This window comes from Lacrimispora xylanolytica, assembly GCF_026723765.1.
GTDB classification, from domain to species: domain Bacteria; phylum Bacillota; class Clostridia; order Lachnospirales; family Lachnospiraceae; genus Lacrimispora; species Lacrimispora xylanolytica.
In genome coordinates, this window is record NZ_CP113524.1 from 234,652 (window position 1) to 253,773 (window position 19,122).

At 44.7% G+C, this 19,122-nt stretch carries 20 protein-coding genes; 18 read left to right on the plus strand and 2 right to left on the minus strand.

What is annotated here, in order from left to right:
• Positions 1-146 precede the first annotated feature (146 nt).
• From OW255_RS01145 to OW255_RS01160, 4 genes are all read left to right on the plus strand, one after another.
• Positions 147-707, plus strand: coding sequence for a glycerol-3-phosphate responsive antiterminator (locus OW255_RS01145; protein WP_024837734.1), 561 nt, complete (start codon positions 147-149; stop codon positions 705-707).
• Between the two features lie 12 nt (positions 708-719).
• On the plus strand, positions 720-1,619 hold the full coding sequence (locus OW255_RS01150; protein ID WP_268115364.1) for a fumarylacetoacetate hydrolase family protein: 900 nt from the start codon (positions 720-722) through the stop codon (positions 1,617-1,619).
• A gap of 255 nt (positions 1,620-1,874) precedes the next feature.
• A complete protein-coding gene (locus tag OW255_RS01155; RefSeq protein ID WP_268115365.1) occupies positions 1,875-3,068 on the plus strand; it encodes an acetate/propionate family kinase in 1,194 nt (397 codons plus the stop codon).
• Positions 3,069-3,117: 49 nt separating this feature from the next.
• Positions 3,118-4,002: a DUF7973 family transport facilitator gene (locus OW255_RS01160; protein WP_268115366.1), complete on the plus strand. Its 885-nt coding sequence runs from the start codon at positions 3,118-3,120 to the stop codon at positions 4,000-4,002.
• A gap of 53 nt (positions 4,003-4,055) precedes the next feature.
• Here OW255_RS01160 and OW255_RS01165 read toward each other — a convergent pair whose 3' ends face one another.
• Both OW255_RS01165 and OW255_RS01170 read right to left on the minus strand, forming a co-directional pair.
• The gene (locus tag OW255_RS01165) at positions 4,056-4,517 is read right to left on the minus strand and encodes a GlcG/HbpS family heme-binding protein (protein WP_268115367.1); all 462 of its coding nucleotides are present in this window, start codon (positions 4,515-4,517) and stop codon (positions 4,056-4,058) included.
• 167 nt (positions 4,518-4,684) lie between these two features.
• Positions 4,685-4,837 (minus strand): hypothetical protein, encoded by a 153-nt coding sequence (locus OW255_RS01170; protein WP_268115368.1) that lies wholly within the window; start codon positions 4,835-4,837, stop codon positions 4,685-4,687.
• A gap of 185 nt (positions 4,838-5,022) precedes the next feature.
• On the opposite strand from OW255_RS01170, the gene OW255_RS01175 reads away from it, so the two are divergent.
• From OW255_RS01175 to OW255_RS01240, 14 genes are all read left to right on the plus strand, one after another.
• Positions 5,023-7,545, plus strand: coding sequence for a glycyl radical protein (locus tag OW255_RS01175; protein ID WP_268115369.1), 2,523 nt, complete (start codon positions 5,023-5,025; stop codon positions 7,543-7,545).
• Positions 7,546-7,578: 33 nt separating this feature from the next.
• Positions 7,579-8,496: a glycyl-radical enzyme activating protein gene (locus OW255_RS01180; protein ID WP_268115370.1), complete on the plus strand. Its 918-nt coding sequence runs from the start codon at positions 7,579-7,581 to the stop codon at positions 8,494-8,496.
• Between the two features lie 26 nt (positions 8,497-8,522).
• A complete protein-coding gene (pduB, locus tag OW255_RS01185; RefSeq protein WP_326498142.1) occupies positions 8,523-9,296 on the plus strand; it encodes a propanediol utilization microcompartment protein PduB in 774 nt (257 codons plus the stop codon).
• A 37-nt stretch (positions 9,297-9,333) separates the two neighbouring features.
• Complete coding sequence (pduA, locus tag OW255_RS01190; RefSeq protein WP_024837727.1) at positions 9,334-9,612, plus strand: propanediol utilization microcompartment protein PduA; 279 nt, start codon at positions 9,334-9,336, stop codon at positions 9,610-9,612.
• 51 nt (positions 9,613-9,663) lie between these two features.
• Positions 9,664-10,389, plus strand: coding sequence for a hypothetical protein (locus tag OW255_RS01195; RefSeq protein ID WP_268115371.1), 726 nt, complete (start codon positions 9,664-9,666; stop codon positions 10,387-10,389).
• 22 nt (positions 10,390-10,411) lie between these two features.
• Positions 10,412-11,119, plus strand: a complete 708-nt coding sequence (locus OW255_RS01200; protein WP_024837725.1) for a BMC domain-containing protein — start codon at positions 10,412-10,414, stop codon at positions 11,117-11,119.
• 69 nt (positions 11,120-11,188) lie between these two features.
• Positions 11,189-11,452: a EutN/CcmL family microcompartment protein gene (locus OW255_RS01205; protein ID WP_024837724.1), complete on the plus strand. Its 264-nt coding sequence runs from the start codon at positions 11,189-11,191 to the stop codon at positions 11,450-11,452.
• Between the two features lie 45 nt (positions 11,453-11,497).
• Entirely contained in the window at positions 11,498-12,811 is a 1,314-nt protein-coding gene (locus OW255_RS01210) for an aldehyde dehydrogenase (protein ID WP_268115372.1), read from the plus strand.
• A gap of 24 nt (positions 12,812-12,835) precedes the next feature.
• Positions 12,836-14,020, plus strand: a complete 1,185-nt coding sequence (metK, locus tag OW255_RS01215) for a methionine adenosyltransferase (protein WP_268115373.1) — start codon at positions 12,836-12,838, stop codon at positions 14,018-14,020.
• Positions 14,021-14,064: 44 nt separating this feature from the next.
• Positions 14,065-14,340 carry a propanediol utilization microcompartment protein PduA gene (pduA, locus tag OW255_RS01220; protein ID WP_024837721.1) on the plus strand — a complete coding sequence of 92 codons (276 nt, stop codon included), beginning with the start codon at positions 14,065-14,067 and terminating at the stop codon, positions 14,338-14,340.
• Positions 14,341-14,377: 37 nt separating this feature from the next.
• Positions 14,378-15,019: a phosphate propanoyltransferase gene (locus OW255_RS01225; protein WP_268115374.1), complete on the plus strand. Its 642-nt coding sequence runs from the start codon at positions 14,378-14,380 to the stop codon at positions 15,017-15,019.
• Between the two features lie 46 nt (positions 15,020-15,065).
• Positions 15,066-16,481 carry an aldehyde dehydrogenase family protein gene (locus OW255_RS01230; protein ID WP_268115375.1) on the plus strand — a complete coding sequence of 472 codons (1,416 nt, stop codon included), beginning with the start codon at positions 15,066-15,068 and terminating at the stop codon, positions 16,479-16,481.
• A 43-nt stretch (positions 16,482-16,524) separates the two neighbouring features.
• Positions 16,525-17,667 (plus strand): 1-propanol dehydrogenase PduQ, encoded by a 1,143-nt coding sequence (locus OW255_RS01235; protein WP_268115376.1) that lies wholly within the window; start codon positions 16,525-16,527, stop codon positions 17,665-17,667.
• A 121-nt stretch (positions 17,668-17,788) separates the two neighbouring features.
• Complete coding sequence (locus OW255_RS01240; protein WP_024837717.1) at positions 17,789-19,120, plus strand: PocR ligand-binding domain-containing protein; 1,332 nt, start codon at positions 17,789-17,791, stop codon at positions 19,118-19,120.
• The last annotated feature ends 2 nt before the right edge of the window (positions 19,121-19,122 follow it).

Sequence of the window (19,122 nt, forward strand, 5' to 3'; positions counted from 1 at the left end):
TGAGAGATTTTTCGCTCCATTCTCCCTCTTGCCGGGACTTTTATTTCCAAAGAAAATGGTCAAAGGTCAAAAATAGCCTTGACGGTGGGGGAAAGGATTGATAAAGTAGAACAAGATCCATATTTTGTGGGTGTGGAGGAATATTGATGAAAGCAATGGAACTGTTGGAGACATCTCCAGTAATTGCAGCGGTTAAGGATGAAAACGGACTTCATAAATGCTTTGAATCAGACTGCCAGATGGTATTTGTCCTGTATGGAAATATTATTAATATCGGTGGAATCGTACGGCAGATAAAAGAACACGGAAAGTATGCGATTGTACATGCGGATCTGGCCCAGGGACTAAGCTCCAAAGAGATTGCTGTGGATTTTTTAAAGCAGAATACCTTCGCAGATGGAATTATCAGTACAAAGCCTCTTTTGGTGAAGCGGGCCGTAGAGCTTGGCTTAATCGGGGTACAGAGAACCTTTATCATAGATTCTCTTGCCATGAGCACCATGAAGAAGCAGATTGATACCTTCCATCCCGATGTAGTTGAAGTGATGCCTGGTGTCATGCCCAAGGTGTTAAAAGAGATTCGTGCCTATACAAATATTCCCATTATTGCAGGCGGGCTGATATCTGATAAAAAGGATATTATTGCGGCTTTTTCCGCAGGTGCGGATGCAATCTCCACTACCAAGGAAGAGTTATGGTTCATGTAAAAGGAGGATGCAATGAAATTAGTTACATACGAGGTTGACCGGAGAAGAGATATCGGGGTCATGAGTAAGGATGAGACATGGGTCTTTCCTCTCAGGGCTTTTGGTATGGAGTACAAGGAGATGCTGGAGGTTGTAAAAGGACTGAGCCAGTCAGAACTTGATTTACTGGAGCATGCTTCCGGGCTAGACCCATACAGCAACAACATTGTGGGAGCTGCTATGAGAAAAGAAGTAAAGCTTATGGCTCCAATCTGCAGACCAGAGCAGGATATCATCTGTCTGGGGATCAATTACATGGAACATGCTGAGGAATCCGCACGCTTTAAAAAAGAACAATTCGATGGAACACGCGCCAATGCGGTTTATTTCTCCAAACGGGTGAATGAGGCCGTTGGCCCTTATGGAGACATAGAAAGCCACAGTGACATGGTGGATAGCCTGGATTATGAGGCAGAGCTGGCCGTGATCATTGGAAAAGACGCGAAAAATGTACCGGCAGAAAAAGCCAGAGATTATATCTTTGGTTATACCATCATCAACGATGTAAGCGCCCGCAACGTGCAGAACAAACACAAACAGTGGTATTTTGGAAAGAGCCTTGACGGTTTTACGCCTATGGGTCCTTGCATTTTGACAGCAGCATCCCTTTCCTATCCTCCGGAGCTTAGCATTCAGTCTAAGGTAAACGGAGAGCTGAGACAGGACAGTAACACAAAGCTTATGATCTTTCACATTGATCAGATTATCAGTGAATTATCAAAGGGAATGACTCTTCGTGCGGGAACCATTATCTCCACCGGAACTCCAAAAGGAGTTGGGATGGGATTTGAACCTCCTAAGTTTCTACAGGTCGGAGACGAAGTGGAATGTAAGATCGAGGGCATCGGTTCCATCATTAATAAAGTAGTTTAACAAAGAAAGTACGTTTACTTTAGAATCCTCCAATAAGGATGTTTACGAAAATCATAATTGTTTAGAGCATTCAGACGATTACCGATAACATGTAAATAATCATATTTGGAGGATTTTTTCTATCTGAAATGCGCATGCAACTGGTATGTATTTTACTGGTTTTCTGTCTGTATAATGCACCTTGTCCCGGTGGTCATGATGTTATAATGTTCCTGTCTGAAAGAACAGGTAGATGAACGAGGCAGGAGGAACATTATGTACACATTGGTAATTAACTGCGGAAGCTCTTCCCTTAAATTCCAGTTAATCGAGAAGGAATCAGAGGAAGTGATGGCAATTGGACTTTGCGAACGGATTGGAATTGAAGGAAGCATGGTCACGTACCAGAGAAAGGGCGAAGAAAAGAGTGTGATGAAAGCTTCTATGCCCACGCACAAAGAAGCAGTTAACATGATGCAGAAATTGCTTACCGATGAACAGTCGGGTTTGATAAAGAGTTTAAACGAAGTGGGCGCCGTGGGACACAGAGTGGCCCATGGAGGAGAGATTTTTACATCCTCCGCGCTCATCACAGAGGAGACATTAAAAGCCATTGAAGAGTGCTGTGCATTAGCTCCCCTTCATAATCCAGCCAGTCTGACCGGAATTCGTGCCTGCAAAGAGCTGATGCCAGACACTCCCATGGTAGCAGTATTTGATACGGCATTCCATCAGACCATGCCGGAGATGTCTTATCTCTATGGGATTCCATATGAATATTATGAGAAATACAAGGTACGAAGATATGGATTTCACGGAACCAGTCACAGCTATGTTTCCATGAGGGCGGCAGAGTATCTGAACAGGAATTATGAGGACATGAAGATTGTCGTATGTCATCTGGGGAACGGTTCCAGTATTTCAGCCGTACAAAATGGAAAGTCCGTGGATACAAGCATGGGATTTACTCCTTTGGAAGGGCTCTTAATGGGAACCAGGAGCGGAGACATTGATCCTGGTGCCATACAGTTTCTCATGATGAAAGAGGAGCTGACCATTGCTGAGATGCTTGACGTATTAAACAGAAAATCTGGTGTGCTTGGTGTGTCCGGAGTATCCAGTGATTTTCGTGATATTATGAAGGCAGCAGAAGAAGGAAATCACAGAGCGCAGACAGCCCTTAATTCCTTTACATACCGGGTCGTAAAATATATTGGGGCCTATGCGGCAGCTATGGGGGGAATCGATGCCATTGTGTTCACCGCAGGCGTTGGAGAAAATGATGGAAGTATAAGAAAGAAGATTTGTAATCAGCTTGCATTTTTAGGAATTGGTTTGAATGAAGAGGCGAATTCAAAGAGAGGAAGCGAGCAGTTAATCTCAACCTCTGATTCAAACGTAGCAGTCTTAGTGATTCCTACCAATGAAGAATTAGCAATTGCCAGAGAGACAATTTCTATTGTTCAGTAATCCATGTATCAATGGATACTAATAAATAAGCAAAAGGAGAAGGAAAGAAATGAGTATTTTTGCTTTAATCGGGGCGTTTGGCGGAGGCGTTATTGGGGCTTATTTAGGAGCACTTCCAGCATTTATACTAACTGGAGTACTTGCACTTGCAGGAGCGGCGGTGGCAATGGCAGGAGGAGCGGATGTAACCTTAAGCTACGTTACATTTGGTTCTTATCTGGGTCCTCATGTTGCCTTTGCAGGCGGAGTTGCGGCTGCAGCTTACGCAGGAAAAAAGAAGCTTTTAAAAAGCGGCACGGATATTTTAACCCCTCTCTTCGGATTGTCTGATCCTATGACCCTCATTGTGGGCGGAGTGTTTGGAATCCTTGGATTTGTCATTCATTATCTTGCAGGAGGCGTCCTAAAGTTAAATACGGATCTTCCGGGTATTACGGTTATTGTATCCGCTCTCATCGCACGTTTTGCATTTGGAAGCACTGGTCTCATGGGAAAGGTGCAGCAAGGGGAAAAAAGGACCTATATCTCAGGAGGAAAAGAACTTTCCTGCCTGATACTGCTTGGTGCCGGAATCGGGACTGCCACTGGATTTGTGTATCAGACCATGGCAGCAGCAGGAGCACCGGAAGCAGTGACTGGAAACTTTCCCGTCCTTTGTTTTGGGATCGCAGCACTTTCTTTAATATTTGCCCAGACAGGTTTTGGTGTTCCCTCCACCCATCACATTGCCCTGGTCTCCGCGTTAGCGGCAGTGCTATCCGGCAATCCCCTGATGGGAGTGTTGTTTGGTATTTTGACCGCGCTGTTTGGTGATTTTGTGGGAAGGACATTTAACAGTCATTGTGATACCCATGTGGATCCTCCTGCATGTACCATTTTTATCTTCACCTTTCTTGTAAATATATTATTTGGAAACGGTTTTTTCCTGACCTAATCCGTAAAAAAATAAGCATGACCTGTTTAGCAGCGGGTCATGCTTATTTTGCGTTATGGGCAGCTGGCCGCAGCGTGTCTGGCTACGGCAATATCCTGCTCTGTTGTGCCGCCTGACACACCTAGTCCGCCAAGGAAGCGACCGCCACTGGTCAAGGGGACACCGCCTCCAAAGACGCAGAATTTTCCGGGGTGGGTCTGCTGGAGACCGTAAAGAGGCTGTCCCGGAAGAACGGTCCTGCCCGCTTCTTCGGTGGAGATGCGCAGGGCAGCCGCAGTATATGCTTTTGCATGGGAAACCGATATTGCGGCAAGGAGGGAATCATCCATACGGTGCATGGCAACCATGTTTCCTCCGTCATCCACCACGGTAAATACCATGGCAACGTGAAGTGACCTTGCCATCTCTTCCCCTCGCTTCATAATACTTAAAGCCTCTTCTAAAGTCATGCGCTCACTTTTTAAGGCTTCAATGACAGCCGCTGCAATTTCTCCCGCCATTTGGGAATCACTCACAAGAATACCTCCTTATAGGGACTTTCATGGACTTAACATCATTATATAAGGGAAGCCTTTTGCTTTCAATTACAGTACAATCCGAAAAAAGGGACAATCCAATACAGATGATGTAAAATGCGGAGGTTTCAAAAATACATGAAATCAGTCTGTAGATTACTGGAATCTTAAGTCTCATTGTCAGGGGTTGTCTGAACGCTCATTGCCCCAATCTCCACGCCCCGCTTCGTCACCTTCATATGAAGCAAATCTCCCACAAAGTGACGTACATCTTGAAACAGGCAGTTTTCAGACACCCCTAAGATGAACATATGAGACAAAAGGTTCTGGCACCTTAAGCCCTGATTTAAGAGGGGTTAAAAGCATGGATATCAGGTCAGGATAGAAGAAGTCTGGATTGTACAACTTTTATGTTTTAATAATATTTCAGTATTTTCACCTGGATGGGATATGATGTGGACAGAGGAATCAGCCAAAAACTTATTAGGTAGAAGGAGGATATTTTATGCTTGCAAAAGGGTTTACAGAGCCAACGGAGCGTATAAAAAAACTGAAAAGAGCTATTGTGGATGCAATTCCATATGTTGAATCAGAACGAGCTGTTTTAGTAACAGAATCTTATAAAGAGACGGAAGGGCTGTCTCCGATTATGAGGAGAGCAAAGGCCGCGGAGAAGATTTTTAACAGTCTTCCAATCACCATTCATGACAATGAACTGATTGTGGGTGCAATTACAAAGAACCTCCGTTCCACCGAAATCTGCCCTGAATTTTCCTATGATTGGGTAGAGAAAGAATTTGATACCATGGCAACCAGAATCGCGGACCCATTTCAGATTCCAAAGGAGACTGCAGCAGAGTTAAAGGAAGCATTTAAGTACTGGGATGGAAAGACTACCAGTGCCCTGGCAGATTCCTATATGTCCCAGGAGACAAAAGACTGCATCAGCAATGGTGTATTTACCGTAGGAAACTATTTCTATGGCGGCGTGGGACACGTGTGCGTGGATTATGGCAAAGTTTTAAAAATCGGATTTACCGGTATTATCCGTCAGGTCATGGAAGCAATGGCAAAGCTTGATACCAGTGATCCGGATTATATTAAGAAGAAAAATTTCTATGAAGCCCTCATCATTACATATACGGCAGCCACTCGGTTCGCACATCGTTATGCAGAAAAAGCAAGAGAGATGGCAGCGGTTTGTCTCGATGCGAAAAGAAAAGCAGAACTGCTTCAGATTGCAGCAAACTGCGACAAGGTTCCCAAGCAGGGTGCAACGAACTTCTATGAGGCATGCCAGTCCTTCTGGTTTGTACAGATTCTGCTTCAGATTGAAGCCAATGGACATTCCATCTCACCAGGACGTTTTGACCAGTACATGAATCCCTATCTTGCCATGGATAAAGACATTTCCCATGAGTTTGCACAGGAACTGGTAGACTGTGTATGGGTCAAGTTAAATGATATCAATAAGACCAGAGATGAAGTTTCTGCCCAGGCATTTGCTGGATACGCAGTATTCCAGAACTTAATTGTAGGCGGTCAGACAGAAGACGGACTGGATGCAACGAATGAAATGTCTTATATGTGTATGGAGGCGGTTGCACATGTTAAACTCCCTGCACCATCATTCTCCATTCGTGTGCATCAGAACACACCGGACGAATTCCTTTACCGCGCCTGTGAGCTTACCCGTTTAGGCCTTGGTGTCCCTGCCATGTATAACGACGAAGTAATTATTCCTGCACTCTGCAACAGAGGCGTATCCTTAGCAGATGCAAGAAATTACTGTATCATCGGTTGTGTGGAGCCACAGTGTCCTCATAAAACAGAAGGTTGGCACGATGCCGCATTCTTTAATATTGCAAAGGTCCTTGAAATCACTCTGAATAACGGAAAAGTTGGGGATAAGCAGTTAGGTCCTGTAACAGGAGATATTACCTCCTTTACCAATTTAGAGCAGCTTTTCGAGGCCTACAAAAAGCAGATGGAGTATTTTGTTTACCATCTTGCAGAGGCAGATAGCTGTGTGGATTATGCCCATGCAGAACGTGCACCCCTTCCATTCTTATCTGCTTTGGTGGATGACTGTATTGGCCGTGGTAAGAGTGTTCAGGAAGGCGGGGCAATCTATAACTTTACCGGACCACAGGCGTTTGGTGTTGCTGATGCAGGAGATTCCCTTTGTGCGATCAAGAAGCATGTGTTTGAAAACAAAGAGATTACCATGGCACAGTTAAAAGAAGCGCTTGATCATAACTTTGGCAACTGCTGTGACAAGACTTGTTCTTTAGCGGAATCTACGGATGAAGACAGAATTTATGAAGCAGTAAAGAGAATTTTAAGCAATAACGGTTCCATCAATCTTGCTGATTTACAGGCACAGTTGAGCAAGCCTCAAAAAGAAGCTTCAGGCAGCAAGGAAGACTATGCGCAGATTAAGAGAATTCTTGAGAATACGCCATGGTTTGGTAACGATGAAGACGAAGTGGATATGATTGCAAGACGCTGCGGACAGATTTATTCCTATGAAGTTGAGAAATACAAAAACCCAAGAGGCGGTCAGTTCCAGGCAGGATGCTATCCTGTATCCGCCAATGTATTGTTTGGTAAGGATGTAGGAGCCCTTCCTGACGGAAGACTGGCGAAAGCACCTCTTGCAGACGGAGTATCCCCAAGACAGGGAAAAGATACCAATGGTCCCACTGCGGCTGCCATGTCAGTTTCTAAACTGGATCATGCAAACTATTCAAACGGAACCTTATATAACCAGAAATTCCTTCCATCAGCCCTTGCTGGAGATGAAGGCTTAAAGCATTTTGCTTCCATTGTACGTTCTTACTTTGATCACAAGGGAATGCATGTGCAGTTTAACGTAATCGACCGTGATACCCTTCTTGCGGCTCAGAAGGATCCGGATCAGTACAAGGATCTTGTAGTCCGAGTCGCTGGCTACAGTGCGCAGTTTACTGTGCTTGCAAAAGAAGTTCAGGATGACATTATAAGCCGTACCGAGCAGACGTTATAAAGGGTTCCGGCATAGAAAAAGAAGGGAGTCGGCATGGAGTCAATTAATTATAATCTGACGGGAACCGTATTTGATATCCAGCGGTTTTCCCTGCACGATGGTCCGGGAATCCGAACAATCGTATTTTTAAAGGGTTGTCCTCTCTCCTGCCAGTGGTGCAGTAATCCGGAATCCCAGAGTATGAAGCCGGTCATGATGTATAAAAAAGATGAGTGCATTCATTGCGGACGCTGTATCAATGTGTGCAAAGCAGGAGCCATCAGCACGGAAAATGAAAACTGGATAGACAGAAAAATATGCATCAGCTGCGGAGAATGCGCCAATGCATGTCCGGCAGGAGCCCTTGTTTCTAAAGGAAAGACCATGTCCGTTCAGCAGGTGATACGGGAGTTAAAAAAAGATGCCACTACTTACCGCCGCTCCGGAGGGGGAGTCACCCTCTCTGGCGGTGAGCCACTGGTGCAGTATGAGTTTGCAGCAGAGATTTTAAAAGCCAGTAAGGGGCAGGGCTGGAACACTGCCATTGAGACCACCGGAATCGGAACGGAAGAAGCGGTAGAACAGGTTATCCCATATGTAGATACGGTTCTTTTGGATATCAAGCATATGGACCCGGAACAGCATAAGCGGTTTACGGGAGCGGACAATGATGTGGTATTAAAAAATGCTCCCCATATTACCCAGATATCAGATACGGTAATCCGGGTTCCTGTGATTCCAGGTTTTAATGATTCCCTGGAGGCAATTGGTGAAATTGCAGCATATGCAAAGACCCTGACAGGTATCAGAACCATACACCTTCTTCCCTACCATTCCTTTGGAGAAAACAAATATGAGCTGTTAGGGAAGAAGTACGAACTGGAACATGTTAAGCCACTGAATCCGGAAGATCTTACAGAGTGTAAGGAAGTTGTGGAAAAGTACGGTTTTCGGTGCGTAATTGGTGGATAAATTCAAATTGAGAATGGAGGAAAAGAATGGATCAGCAGTTAATTGAAAAAGTAATGAAACAAGTATCTGATGAGCTTGGAATCAAGAAAGAAACAACACGTCCGGCAGCAAACGGAATCGGGATGACTGAATTTGTGGGAACTGCCATTGGCGATACCATAGGACTTGTAATTGCCAGTGTTGACCCAATGCTTGCCGGGGCTATGAAATTAGGCAAGTACCGTTCGGTTGGTATTATTGGGGGCAGAGTCGGAGCCGGCCCCCAGATATGGGCTGTAGATGAAGCAGTAAAGGCAACCAATACAGAGATTATTTCTGTAGAGCTTCCAAGAGATACCAAAGGCGGAGCCGGACACGGAAGTTTAATCTATATCGGTGCAGAAGATGTATCTGATGCCAGAAGAGCAGTGGAAATCGCACTTCAGGTACTGCCAAAATACTTTGGAGATGTTTACTCCAATGATGCAGGACATCTGGAATTCCAGTATACGGCAAGAGCCAGCTACTGTCTGGAAAAGGCACTTGGAGCACCAGTAGGCAAGGCATTTGGAATGACCTGTGCAGGTCCCGCAGCCATTGGTACTGTTTTAGCAGATATTGCAGTAAAAGCAGCCAATGTTGAAGTGGTAGGCTATAGCTCTCCGGCATCAGGAACCAGCTATTCCAACGAGGTAATCCTAACCTTTACCGGAGATTCCGGAGCAGTAAGGCAGGCCGTGCGGGCCGCCATCGAAGCAGGCAAGAAAATGCTTGGAGCCTTGGGAGATGAACCAAAGACCTCTGAGACCCCTTACATTTAACTAAAAAAACATTCAGGAATCATAAGGAGGCTTTACAATGAGCGCAGATGCATTAGGTATGGTAGAGACAAAAGGCTTAATAGGAGCAATTGAAGCAGCAGATGCAATGGTAAAATCAGCAAACGTGACATTAGTTGGATATGAAAAAATCGGTTCAGGACTTGTAACTGTTATGGTAAGAGGAGATGTTGGAGCTGTAAAGGCAGCAACAGATGCAGGGGCTTCCGCAGCAGCATCCGTAGGCGAGCTTGTTTCTACTCATGTAATTCCACGTCCTCATACTGATGTTGAAAAGGTTCTTCCAACTCTTCAGTAAATATGGTTATGGGGCGATGATAGCCCCGTTACCAGAAATGAGGTGGATGAATTGACGATCAGTGAAGAGCAGCTAAAGCAGCTGGTGCTAAAAATCTTAAAGAGACTGGAAGAAGAGGAAAAAAGAGAAAAGAAACTCTTGTATATGGTCTGTACCTCAGCCTGGGATGAAAGATATTACAAATTTTTAGAAGAAATACAGAAAACAGGTGAATACCGTGTCTGCCCTGTCATTCCTGATGAATGGCAGGCGGAGGGACGGGAAGCCTGTTTTAGAGATTTTTCGTCCTGTGAAGGAGTACGGTATGTTTCTCAGGGGATTCCGGCAGATTTAGAAGAGGCAGTCACGGTTTTTCCGGTGGTTGCCACAGAGGTGGCGGTAAAGACCGCTCTGTGCATTCACGATACCTTTGAGACTACCTGGTTGGCAGCCTGTTTTCGGGCGGGAAGCCGGATCCTGTTTTTACAGTCCGGGCTTACTCCATTTTCAGGAAAGGAACAGCCAGCCTATCAGGAACAGATTTTATCTTATTACAGAAAGCTTTTAGAATATGGAATAGAAATCGGTTCCTGTAAAAGTCTTTCCCGGTCAGATTCCTTTAAGAGCGTTAATGAAAAGGAAAAGACCAGTAAATGTGAAACCCATGGGAAAAGGCTCATAACGGCATCCAATGTAGAAGAACATGCATCAGATGGAGTACTTCTTTTAAAAGAGGGGGACATCATTACAGATTTAGCAAAAGACAGGGCAAGGTTATTAAACATTGTCTTACAGTAAACATAAGTTGTGAGGTGATTCAATGAAACAGGCATTAGGATTGGTAGAAATCCAGGGATTGTCAACGGCAGTGCTGGTAGCAGATACCATGGTCAAAGCAGCCAATGTAACAATTCTGGAGATTGAAAACTCCAAAGGTCAAGGCTATATGACCGTTAAGGTTGCCGGAGATGTGGGAGCAGTCAATGCGGCTGTAAGCGCAGGAAAGCAGACAGGATTGGAAAACCAGAAGCTGGTGTCCTTTAAGGTCATTGCCCGGCCTGCAGATTCTGTGGAACAGATTTTTGGAGCTGCTAAAAACACAAAAACAGATGCGCCCATACAGCCGTCCGATTCTGCTCATGTGCAAACGCAGACAGAAAAGGAAGATGCGATAACAGGGAAGACAGTCGTAAAAGTAGCTATAAAAGAGACGGTAGAACCAGAAGTAGAAGAAAAATCAGAAGTTCAAATAGAAGTTAAACCAGAAGTTAAACCAAAAGCTGAATCAGCATTTAAAGCAGAAATTAAACCAGTAGTTGAACCCGCAGTTGAATCAGCAGTTCAACTAGAAGATAAATTAGAAGAAAAACCAGCATTAGTGGAACAGGCAGCAGAAGAAAAATCAGCTCAGGAACCACAGGCTGGAGCTCAGTCTGAATTACAGACTGAACCGCAGGCGGGAAAAGAGAAATCTTCTGCAACCCCATCCGGAACGAAAAAAACGGCTGGACATAAAACAAAAAATTAATCTCAGGATTTAGGCGGTACACAAAGTTCGTGGGGAATTTTTGTGGCCGGGAAAGGAAAGGGAACGTAAGTGAGACTGGCAAAGATTACAGGTACTGTTGTAGCGACCAGGAAAGATGAGACCTTAACGGGCTACAAGCTGATGATCGTTCGCAGGATTGATTCCCAAGGTAATTTCATAGATTCTGAAGAAGTGGCAGTAGATTATGTAGGGGCAGGAGTGGGCGAAATCGTTTTAATTGGCCAGGGTTCTTCTGTCCGCGTAGATAAGAAGAAGCGGGAAGCTGTGATTGACATGGCGATTATTGGAATCGTTGATACCGTCGTAGGTTAAAAGGCTCTCCTTATCAGCTTTAAAGGAAAGGAGGTAAGAATTCATATGATTAGCAGTATTTACTCCAGTGTAACGGCTGCGGTATCAGCAGCAAAGACCGCATCCGCAAAATATGCAGAGTTGACTTTAAATGAGCGGCGTGAAGTCGTAGAAGCCGTAAGAGCGGCACTTCGTCCCATGGCAGGAGAACTGGCGGCACTGACTGTGGCAGAGACCTGTATGGGAAATGAAGCGGATAAGACGGAGAAAATTCGTCTTGCCATAGAAAAAACTCCAGGTGTGGAGGATCTCATTTCAGAAATCAACACAGGGGATCACGGCATGACTCTATATGAGCTTGCTCCCGTAGGCGTTGTGTGTGCGGTTTTGCCCTCCACCAGCCCTTGCGCGACCCTCATTAATAATACCATCGGTATGCTTGCAGCAGGAAACAGCGTGATACATTGCCCTCATCCCAGAGCACTGCGGGTATCCCAGCTGGTGACGGCGGTAATTAGCAATGCCGTATTCACCACCTGTAATATTCCGGATCTTGTGGTAACGCTCCATGAAAGTCTTATGGGATATACAAAAGAGATTATGAGTCACCCGGATGTAGACCTGGTGGTGTGCACCGGATGTGCGGACTCTCTGAATCAGGCAATGGCTTCCGGTAAACGGGTGATTGCAGCAGGACCGGCAAACCCGGTTGCGATTGTAGATGAGACGGCTGATATCAGGCAGGCAGCGTATGACATTGTCCGCGGTGCAGCCTTTGATCACAATTTAATGTGTACCTCCGAAAAGTGCATGATTGTGACAGAGCAGGCAGCAGACGCTTTTATTTATCAGCTTTTAAAGAACGGGGTCTATTATGTAAAGAGCGAGGAAGAGATTCAAAAGCTTCTTAAAGCTGCTGTAACAGAAGACTTAATGGTGAATAAAAAGCTGGAAGGAAAAAGTGCTGATAAGATACTTGCCAGCGCAGGAATTTCCTGTTCATCTCCTGTAAAGCTGATTGTGGCAGAAACGGATAAGACCCATCCCTTTGTGACTCTTGAGCTTTTAATGCCCCTGGTCCCTCTGATTAAGGTTACTGATTTTGATGAAGCATTGGAGACGGCTCTTGAAGTGGAGCAGGGACTTAGGCACACAGCCACCATTCATTCCCAGTGTATTGGACATTTAAGCCGTGCAGCAAAAAAGATGCAGACCTCTGTATTTGTAAAAAACGGTCCGTCTTTACTGGGAGTTGGATTTGATCTGGAAGGGCACGCCAGTTTTACGGTTGCAACCACGACCGGAGAGGGAACTGCCACTGCAAGGCATTTTACCCGGAGGAGAAGGTGTACACTGACCGACGGCTTCGCCCTCCGTTAATCATCGAGAAAGCAGGTTGAAGGAATGTTTGAAAGGTGCGAGGATAGAACCTATTTGGTGACCTCTGAATCCGTTACAAAGGGGCATCCGGATAAAGTCTGTGACCAGATTGCAGATGGGATTTTAGATGCGTATTTGAAGGAAGACCCAGCATCCAGAGTGGCAGTAGAGGTCATGGCTTCTACGAACACCCTTATGCTGGCAGGAGAAGTCACCTCAACCGCCCGGATTGATGTGGTGGAAACCGCCAGGGAGGTTATCAGAGACATTGGATATGTGGAACCTGGAAAAGGGTTTGATGCAGATACCTGCATGATATTTACCAATATACATAATCAGTCTCCAGACATTTCCCTTGGTGTCACCAAAGGCAAAGAAGGGGAGAAGGAAGTGCTTGGCGGAGGAGACCAGGGTGTCATGTACGGCTATGCGGTCAATGAGACAGAGAGCCTGATGCCTCTGCCCTGTTATCTGGCAAACCGTCTGGCAGAGCGGCTTGATTTTGTCAGAAAGACCCAGGGAGCATCTTTTTTATATCCGGATGGAAAGACCCAGGTTACAGTGCGCTACAACCAGGCAGGTGAACCTGTGGGAATTCACAGCATTGTTGTATCTGCCCAGCACAGCGAAGCAGTTAGCCGGGAGGTACTTCATGCATTCATCCGCTGTATGGTCATTGAGCCGTTGATAGATTCCGGCCTTATAACACCTGAGACAAGAATCCATATCAATCCTACGGGACGTTTTGTCATAGGAGGTCCGGCTGGGGATACGGGAGTCACCGGAAGAAAGATTATGGTGGATACCTATGGTACCATTGGAAAGCATGGCGGAGGTGCTTTTTCTGGCAAAGATCCTACGAAAGTAGACCGCTCGGCAGCCTATATGGCTCGCTATGTGGCAAAGAACATTGTTGCCTCAGGTCTGGCAGACAGATGTGAAGTAGCGCTTGCATATGTCATCGGAGGTATCGAGCCAGAGGCAATTACGGTCAACACCTTTGGAACCGGTACCATTTCCGATCATCAGATGGAAGCGCTTGTAAAAAATGTGTTCTCTTTTGGCGTCTCCGATTGCATTTCCAAATTAAAGCTTCTAAGGCCCCAATACCAAAAGACAGCCGCTTACGGGCATTTTGGAAGAACAAATCAGGGATTTTGCTGGGAAGAAACAGATAAGGCATGGATATTAAGACAGTTAGCATTTTAATTTTAATAGATGGTTCGTATAACAAAAAACAGGAGGTATAACAAATGTCTAATGAAGCATTAGGAATGGTGGAAACAAAAGGTCTGGTAGGTGCAATTGAAGCTGCAGACGCAATGACGAAAGCAGCAAATGTAACGATGATAGGATACGAGAAAATCGGTTCTGGTCTTGTAACAATTATGGTTCGCGGAGACGTAGGTGCTGTAAAAGCATCCGTAGACGCAGGTGCAGCGGCTGCGGCAAATGTAGGGGAAGTGGTATCCTGCCATGTCATTCCAAGACCTCATACAGATGTGGAGAAGATTTTGCCAAAATTATAATAAGGAGTAAAAACCAGTTCAAAAGGAAAAGGGAATCATGGATAAAGAAGAATTAATCAAGCTTGTTACCAGGCGGGTAATGGAGAAAATGAAAGATTATGACATACATAAAGTTCCCATTGGGGTATCGAACCGGCATGTCCATGTATCCAGACAGGATTTAGACATACTTTACGGAAAGGATTATGAACTGACCAGGAAAAGCGACTTAAAACAGCCGGGACAGTTTGCAGGCAATGAGACAGTAACAATACGAGGCCCTAAGGGAGAATTTGAACGGGTACGGATTCTTGGACCAGTGAGAAAACAAAGTCAGGTCGAAGTATCAAAGACCGACAGCTTCCGTCTTGGAATCCGTCCTCTCATAAAGGAATCCGGAGACTTAACAGGAACCCCGGGACTGGATTTAATCGGTCCCAAAGGCATTGTTTCTCTTTCGAATGGTGCGATTGTTGCTTTACGCCATATCCATATGACGCCTGCACAGGCAGATGCTCTGGGGCTGAAGGACAAAGATATGGTAGAAGTAGAGACATTTGGCGAAAGACGGGGTGTATTTGGAGATGTTCTGGTTCGTGTATCGGATCAGTTTGCATTGGAAATGCACGTAGACGTTGATGAAGCCAATGCCTTTTCATTAAGCAACGGTGATCATGTAATCATTAGAAAAGAACGGTAAGGATTTCTAAAACAGATTCACAATAAGGGAAAGAAGGTAGAGACACTTGGATATGGATTTAAAAGCAATTGAACAAATGGTAGAACAGGTTTTACGTGAGATTCAGTCAGAGCAGATGATAAATGTAACAGAGCAAAGAAAAGAAGGATACGGTCTTTTCTCAACAATAGAGGAAGCGATAGAAGCTTCTGAAAAGGCACAGAAAAAACTTCTTTATACCGGCATGGCTGACCGCCAGAAATATGTGGATGTGATCCGAAAAACGGTCCTAAACAAAGAAAACTTAGAGCTGATCTCAAGACTGGCAGTGGAAGAGACAGAGATAGGCTGTTATGAGCATAAGCTTATTAAGAACCGTCTGGCAGCGGAAAAGACTCCTGGAACAGAAGATCTGATTTCTGAGGCAGTCACAGGGGATAACGGTCTTACTCTCATTGAGTATTGTCCTTTTGGTGTCATTGGAGCCATCACTCCTACCACCAATCCAACGGAGACCATTATCAATAACTCCATTTCCATGATCGCTGGTGGAAACACCGTTCTTTTCAGCCCTCATCCAAGAGCAAAAAAGGTATCCAGACTTCTTGTTAAGATGTTAAACAAAGCATTAATAGAAGCTGGTGCTCCTTCTGACTTAATCTCTATGGTGGAAGAGCCATCTTTAGAAAACACGGAAAAAATGATAAGCAATCCCAAAGTTCGCCTTTTAGTTGCTACCGGCGGTCCTTCCATTGTAAAGAAAGTTCTCTCCTCCGGAAAGAAAGCCATCGGAGCAGGTGCAGGCAATCCTCCTGTGGTCGTTGATGAAACCGCAGATATTAAAAAAGCAGCAAAGGATATTGTAGATGGCTGCAGCTTTGACAATAATGTTCCTTGCATTGCAGAGAAAGAAGTATTTGCCGTAGATTCCATCTGTGATCACCTCATTCAGTATATGAAGGATAATGGTGCTTATCTGATGACAGATAGACAGCAGATCGAGGAATTAAAAGCTCTTATAACCACAGAAAAAGGCGGCCCAAAGACTTCCTTCGTTGGAAAGAGCGCAGTCTATATCCTGGATCAGCTGGGGGTTAAGGTACCAGATTCTGTTCGTGTGATTATCATGGAAGTACCAAAGGATGATCTGTTTGTTCAGGAAGAGATGATGATGCCCATCCTTCCAATTGTACGTGTTTCTGACGTGGACACTGCCATTGAATATGCCTATGAAGCAGAGCAGGGAAACCGTCATACAGCAATCATGCACTCTCAGAACGTCGAGAAATTAAGCAAAATGGCAAAAATATTAGAAACAACAATCTTTGTTAAAAATGCACCATCCTTTGCAGGAATCGGAGCAGGCGGAGAAGGCCATACCACATTCACCATTGCAGGACCTACCGGAGAAGGCCTTACCTCAGCAAGATCTTTCTGCAGAAAACGGAAATGCGTTCTTGCCGATGCATTCAGTATCAGGTAAAGCGGTTCGGCTTATATTCTTGGAATAAGAAGGAGAAACGCAGATGTCAAATGTAACCATGAAAACCAGAATACAGGAAGGCAAGCAGGCAAGAGAGTATTTAAAAGGCATAAAAAATAAGCGGATTTTAATCGTTTGTGATAAGTTCCTTTCAGAGAATGGAGCTGTTACGTATTTAACAGACATTCTTTGTTCCGGCAATGCCGTAGAATTATTTGACAAAGCCATCCCTGATCCCACCATCCAGGTGGTAGGATCGGGACTTTGTATGATGTATCAGGTAAAACCGGAGATTGTCATAGGTTTTGGAGGCGGATCTGCCATTGATACCGCAAAAGGAATCATTTATTTTTCCATGGTAAAAGAACTGGTTAAAAAGCCCCTCTTTATTGCAGTACCGACAACCAGCGGAACCGGATCAGAGGTAACCCAGGCTTCTGTCATAACAGATCCTGATAACAAGAGCAAGCACCTGATTTCGTCGGATGAAATCCTTCCCGATGTAGCTGTTCTAGATCCCACGCTGACCTTGTCAGTCCCTCAGGCCGTTACAGCAAATACCGGAATGGATGTGCTGACCCATGCGTTAGAGGCTTATGTTGCCACAGGCGCCAACGCTTTCTCTGATGCCATGGCAGAAAAGTCAATAGAGCTACTACTAAAATCTCTGCTGGGCTGCTACAAGGATGGAAATGATTTAAAAGCCAGAACCAGGATGCAGGAAGCCTCTACCCTTGCAGGCATCGCATTTAATACGGCTGGTCTTGGTATCAATCACAGCATAGCCCATCAGCTTGGGGGAACCTTTCACATTCCCCATGGCCTGGCAAATGCTATATTGTTAAATCATGTAATAGAATATAATTGTACAAGCCAGGAGATTATGAATAAGTATGCCGCACTTGCTGTAAAAGTACAGTTAGCAGAAGCAAAGGAAGATTCCAGAGATGCCGTAAAAGCAATCAAAGGACTGATTACAGCTCTGATGCGCTGCATGAAGATGCCGGAGTCTGTTATGGAACTTGGAATTGACCGGATGGAATATGAAAAGCAACTTAAAAATATGGTAGATAATGCTCTTATGGATGCCTGTTTTGCCACCACCCCTACTAAAATCGCAGGTCCCGGGATACAGAAAATTCTGTTGGATATTTACGAGGGCAGGGAGAGTGGCAGAAAAGGATAATAATATCATAAGACCGAGCTGTTTTATATGACAGCCCGGTCTTCTTGTGTTATTCTGATATAGAAATAAATCATTTACAAGAAGATGACATAAAACATAGCAGCAAGGAGAGGTTATAAGGATGGAAGAATATCAGGAACTGCTTCATTTAGCCGAGATGCAGTCGGATTCCGCAGATGACTATTTCAGTATGGATGAAGACGGTAACATGACAAAACTGGATATCATCCACTTGTTTGGAAAGGAAAAGCTGGAGAATATCCAAAAGAGTCTTTCAAAAGCTACCGGTGTGGCATTTGTTACGGTGGATTTTAGAGGGGAACCTATTACGGATGCAACGTTTTTTTCCGGCTTCTGCAATCAGGTTCGAAACAGCAAAGAGGCCATAGAAGGCTGCAAATCTTCGGATGCCTTTGGATCTATCCAGGCAGCAGTCACAAAAAAGGCCAATGTATATTTTTGCCCCTGTGGACTGTTAGAGATGGCAATCCCCATTATTGTCAGAGGGCACTATCTGGGAGGCTTTATCGGGGGACAGGTCCAGTGTGTGGATGCCCCTGAATCTGTAAGCCGCCTGGCTTCTGTGATGCGTTCGGACCAATCAAAAGAGGTAAGAGAAAAATGTGAGGAGTTTCGAAAGGAAATTCCTGTTTTTCCCTATGAGAAGTTTTTAGATATCGCCAATCTGGTTTTCCTTGTAATCAATCAGCTAAGTGAAAATGAAGTCAGCAAGCATCTACATGAAGACGCATTAAAGAAGCGGATAAAAGGAATTCAGGGAGCCAACCAGCTCCTTGTCAAAGAAATTGCAAAAAAGAACATGGAACTCCAGGAACTGAAGATGAATTTCAATCCCTGTGAGACCATGGATGTCATGACTTCTCTCATGAACCTGTCCATTATAGAAGATAAAGAACAATTTCAGGAATTTCTGGGTTCTTTTATTGAATATACTAAATATAAATGTATGGACAAGGGTACCTTTGTCCCTATATCAAAAGAACTGGATCATGCAGAAAATTATCTGCTGATTCAAAAAAAGAAGCTGGGAGACCGGCTTAATTATTCCATTCAGGTGCCAAGAGAGATGCATATGAGAAAGATGCCTTCCGGTATCTTACTGCCATTTGTTCAAGATGCCCTGTATAATGGAATTGCATTAAAAAAACAGGGGGGAAAGATTTCCATAGGAGGCTCCATAAGGAATAACAACATAGTCCTTGAAATCAGCGACGATGGACCCAGTCTTTCAGAAGTGGAATTAGAAGCCAAATATGAGGCATTTAAGGACAAGCACGAAGGGTATTACATTAGCTTGGGGAAAGATTATGCCAGGGATAAGATGAGGAGGCTTTTTGGTGAAGAGTATAAAATCATATCAGAGGGCACCAGGAATAAGGGGTGCAAAAACGTTCTGATCTGGCCTGAACATTATGAAGAAAGGACGGAATAATC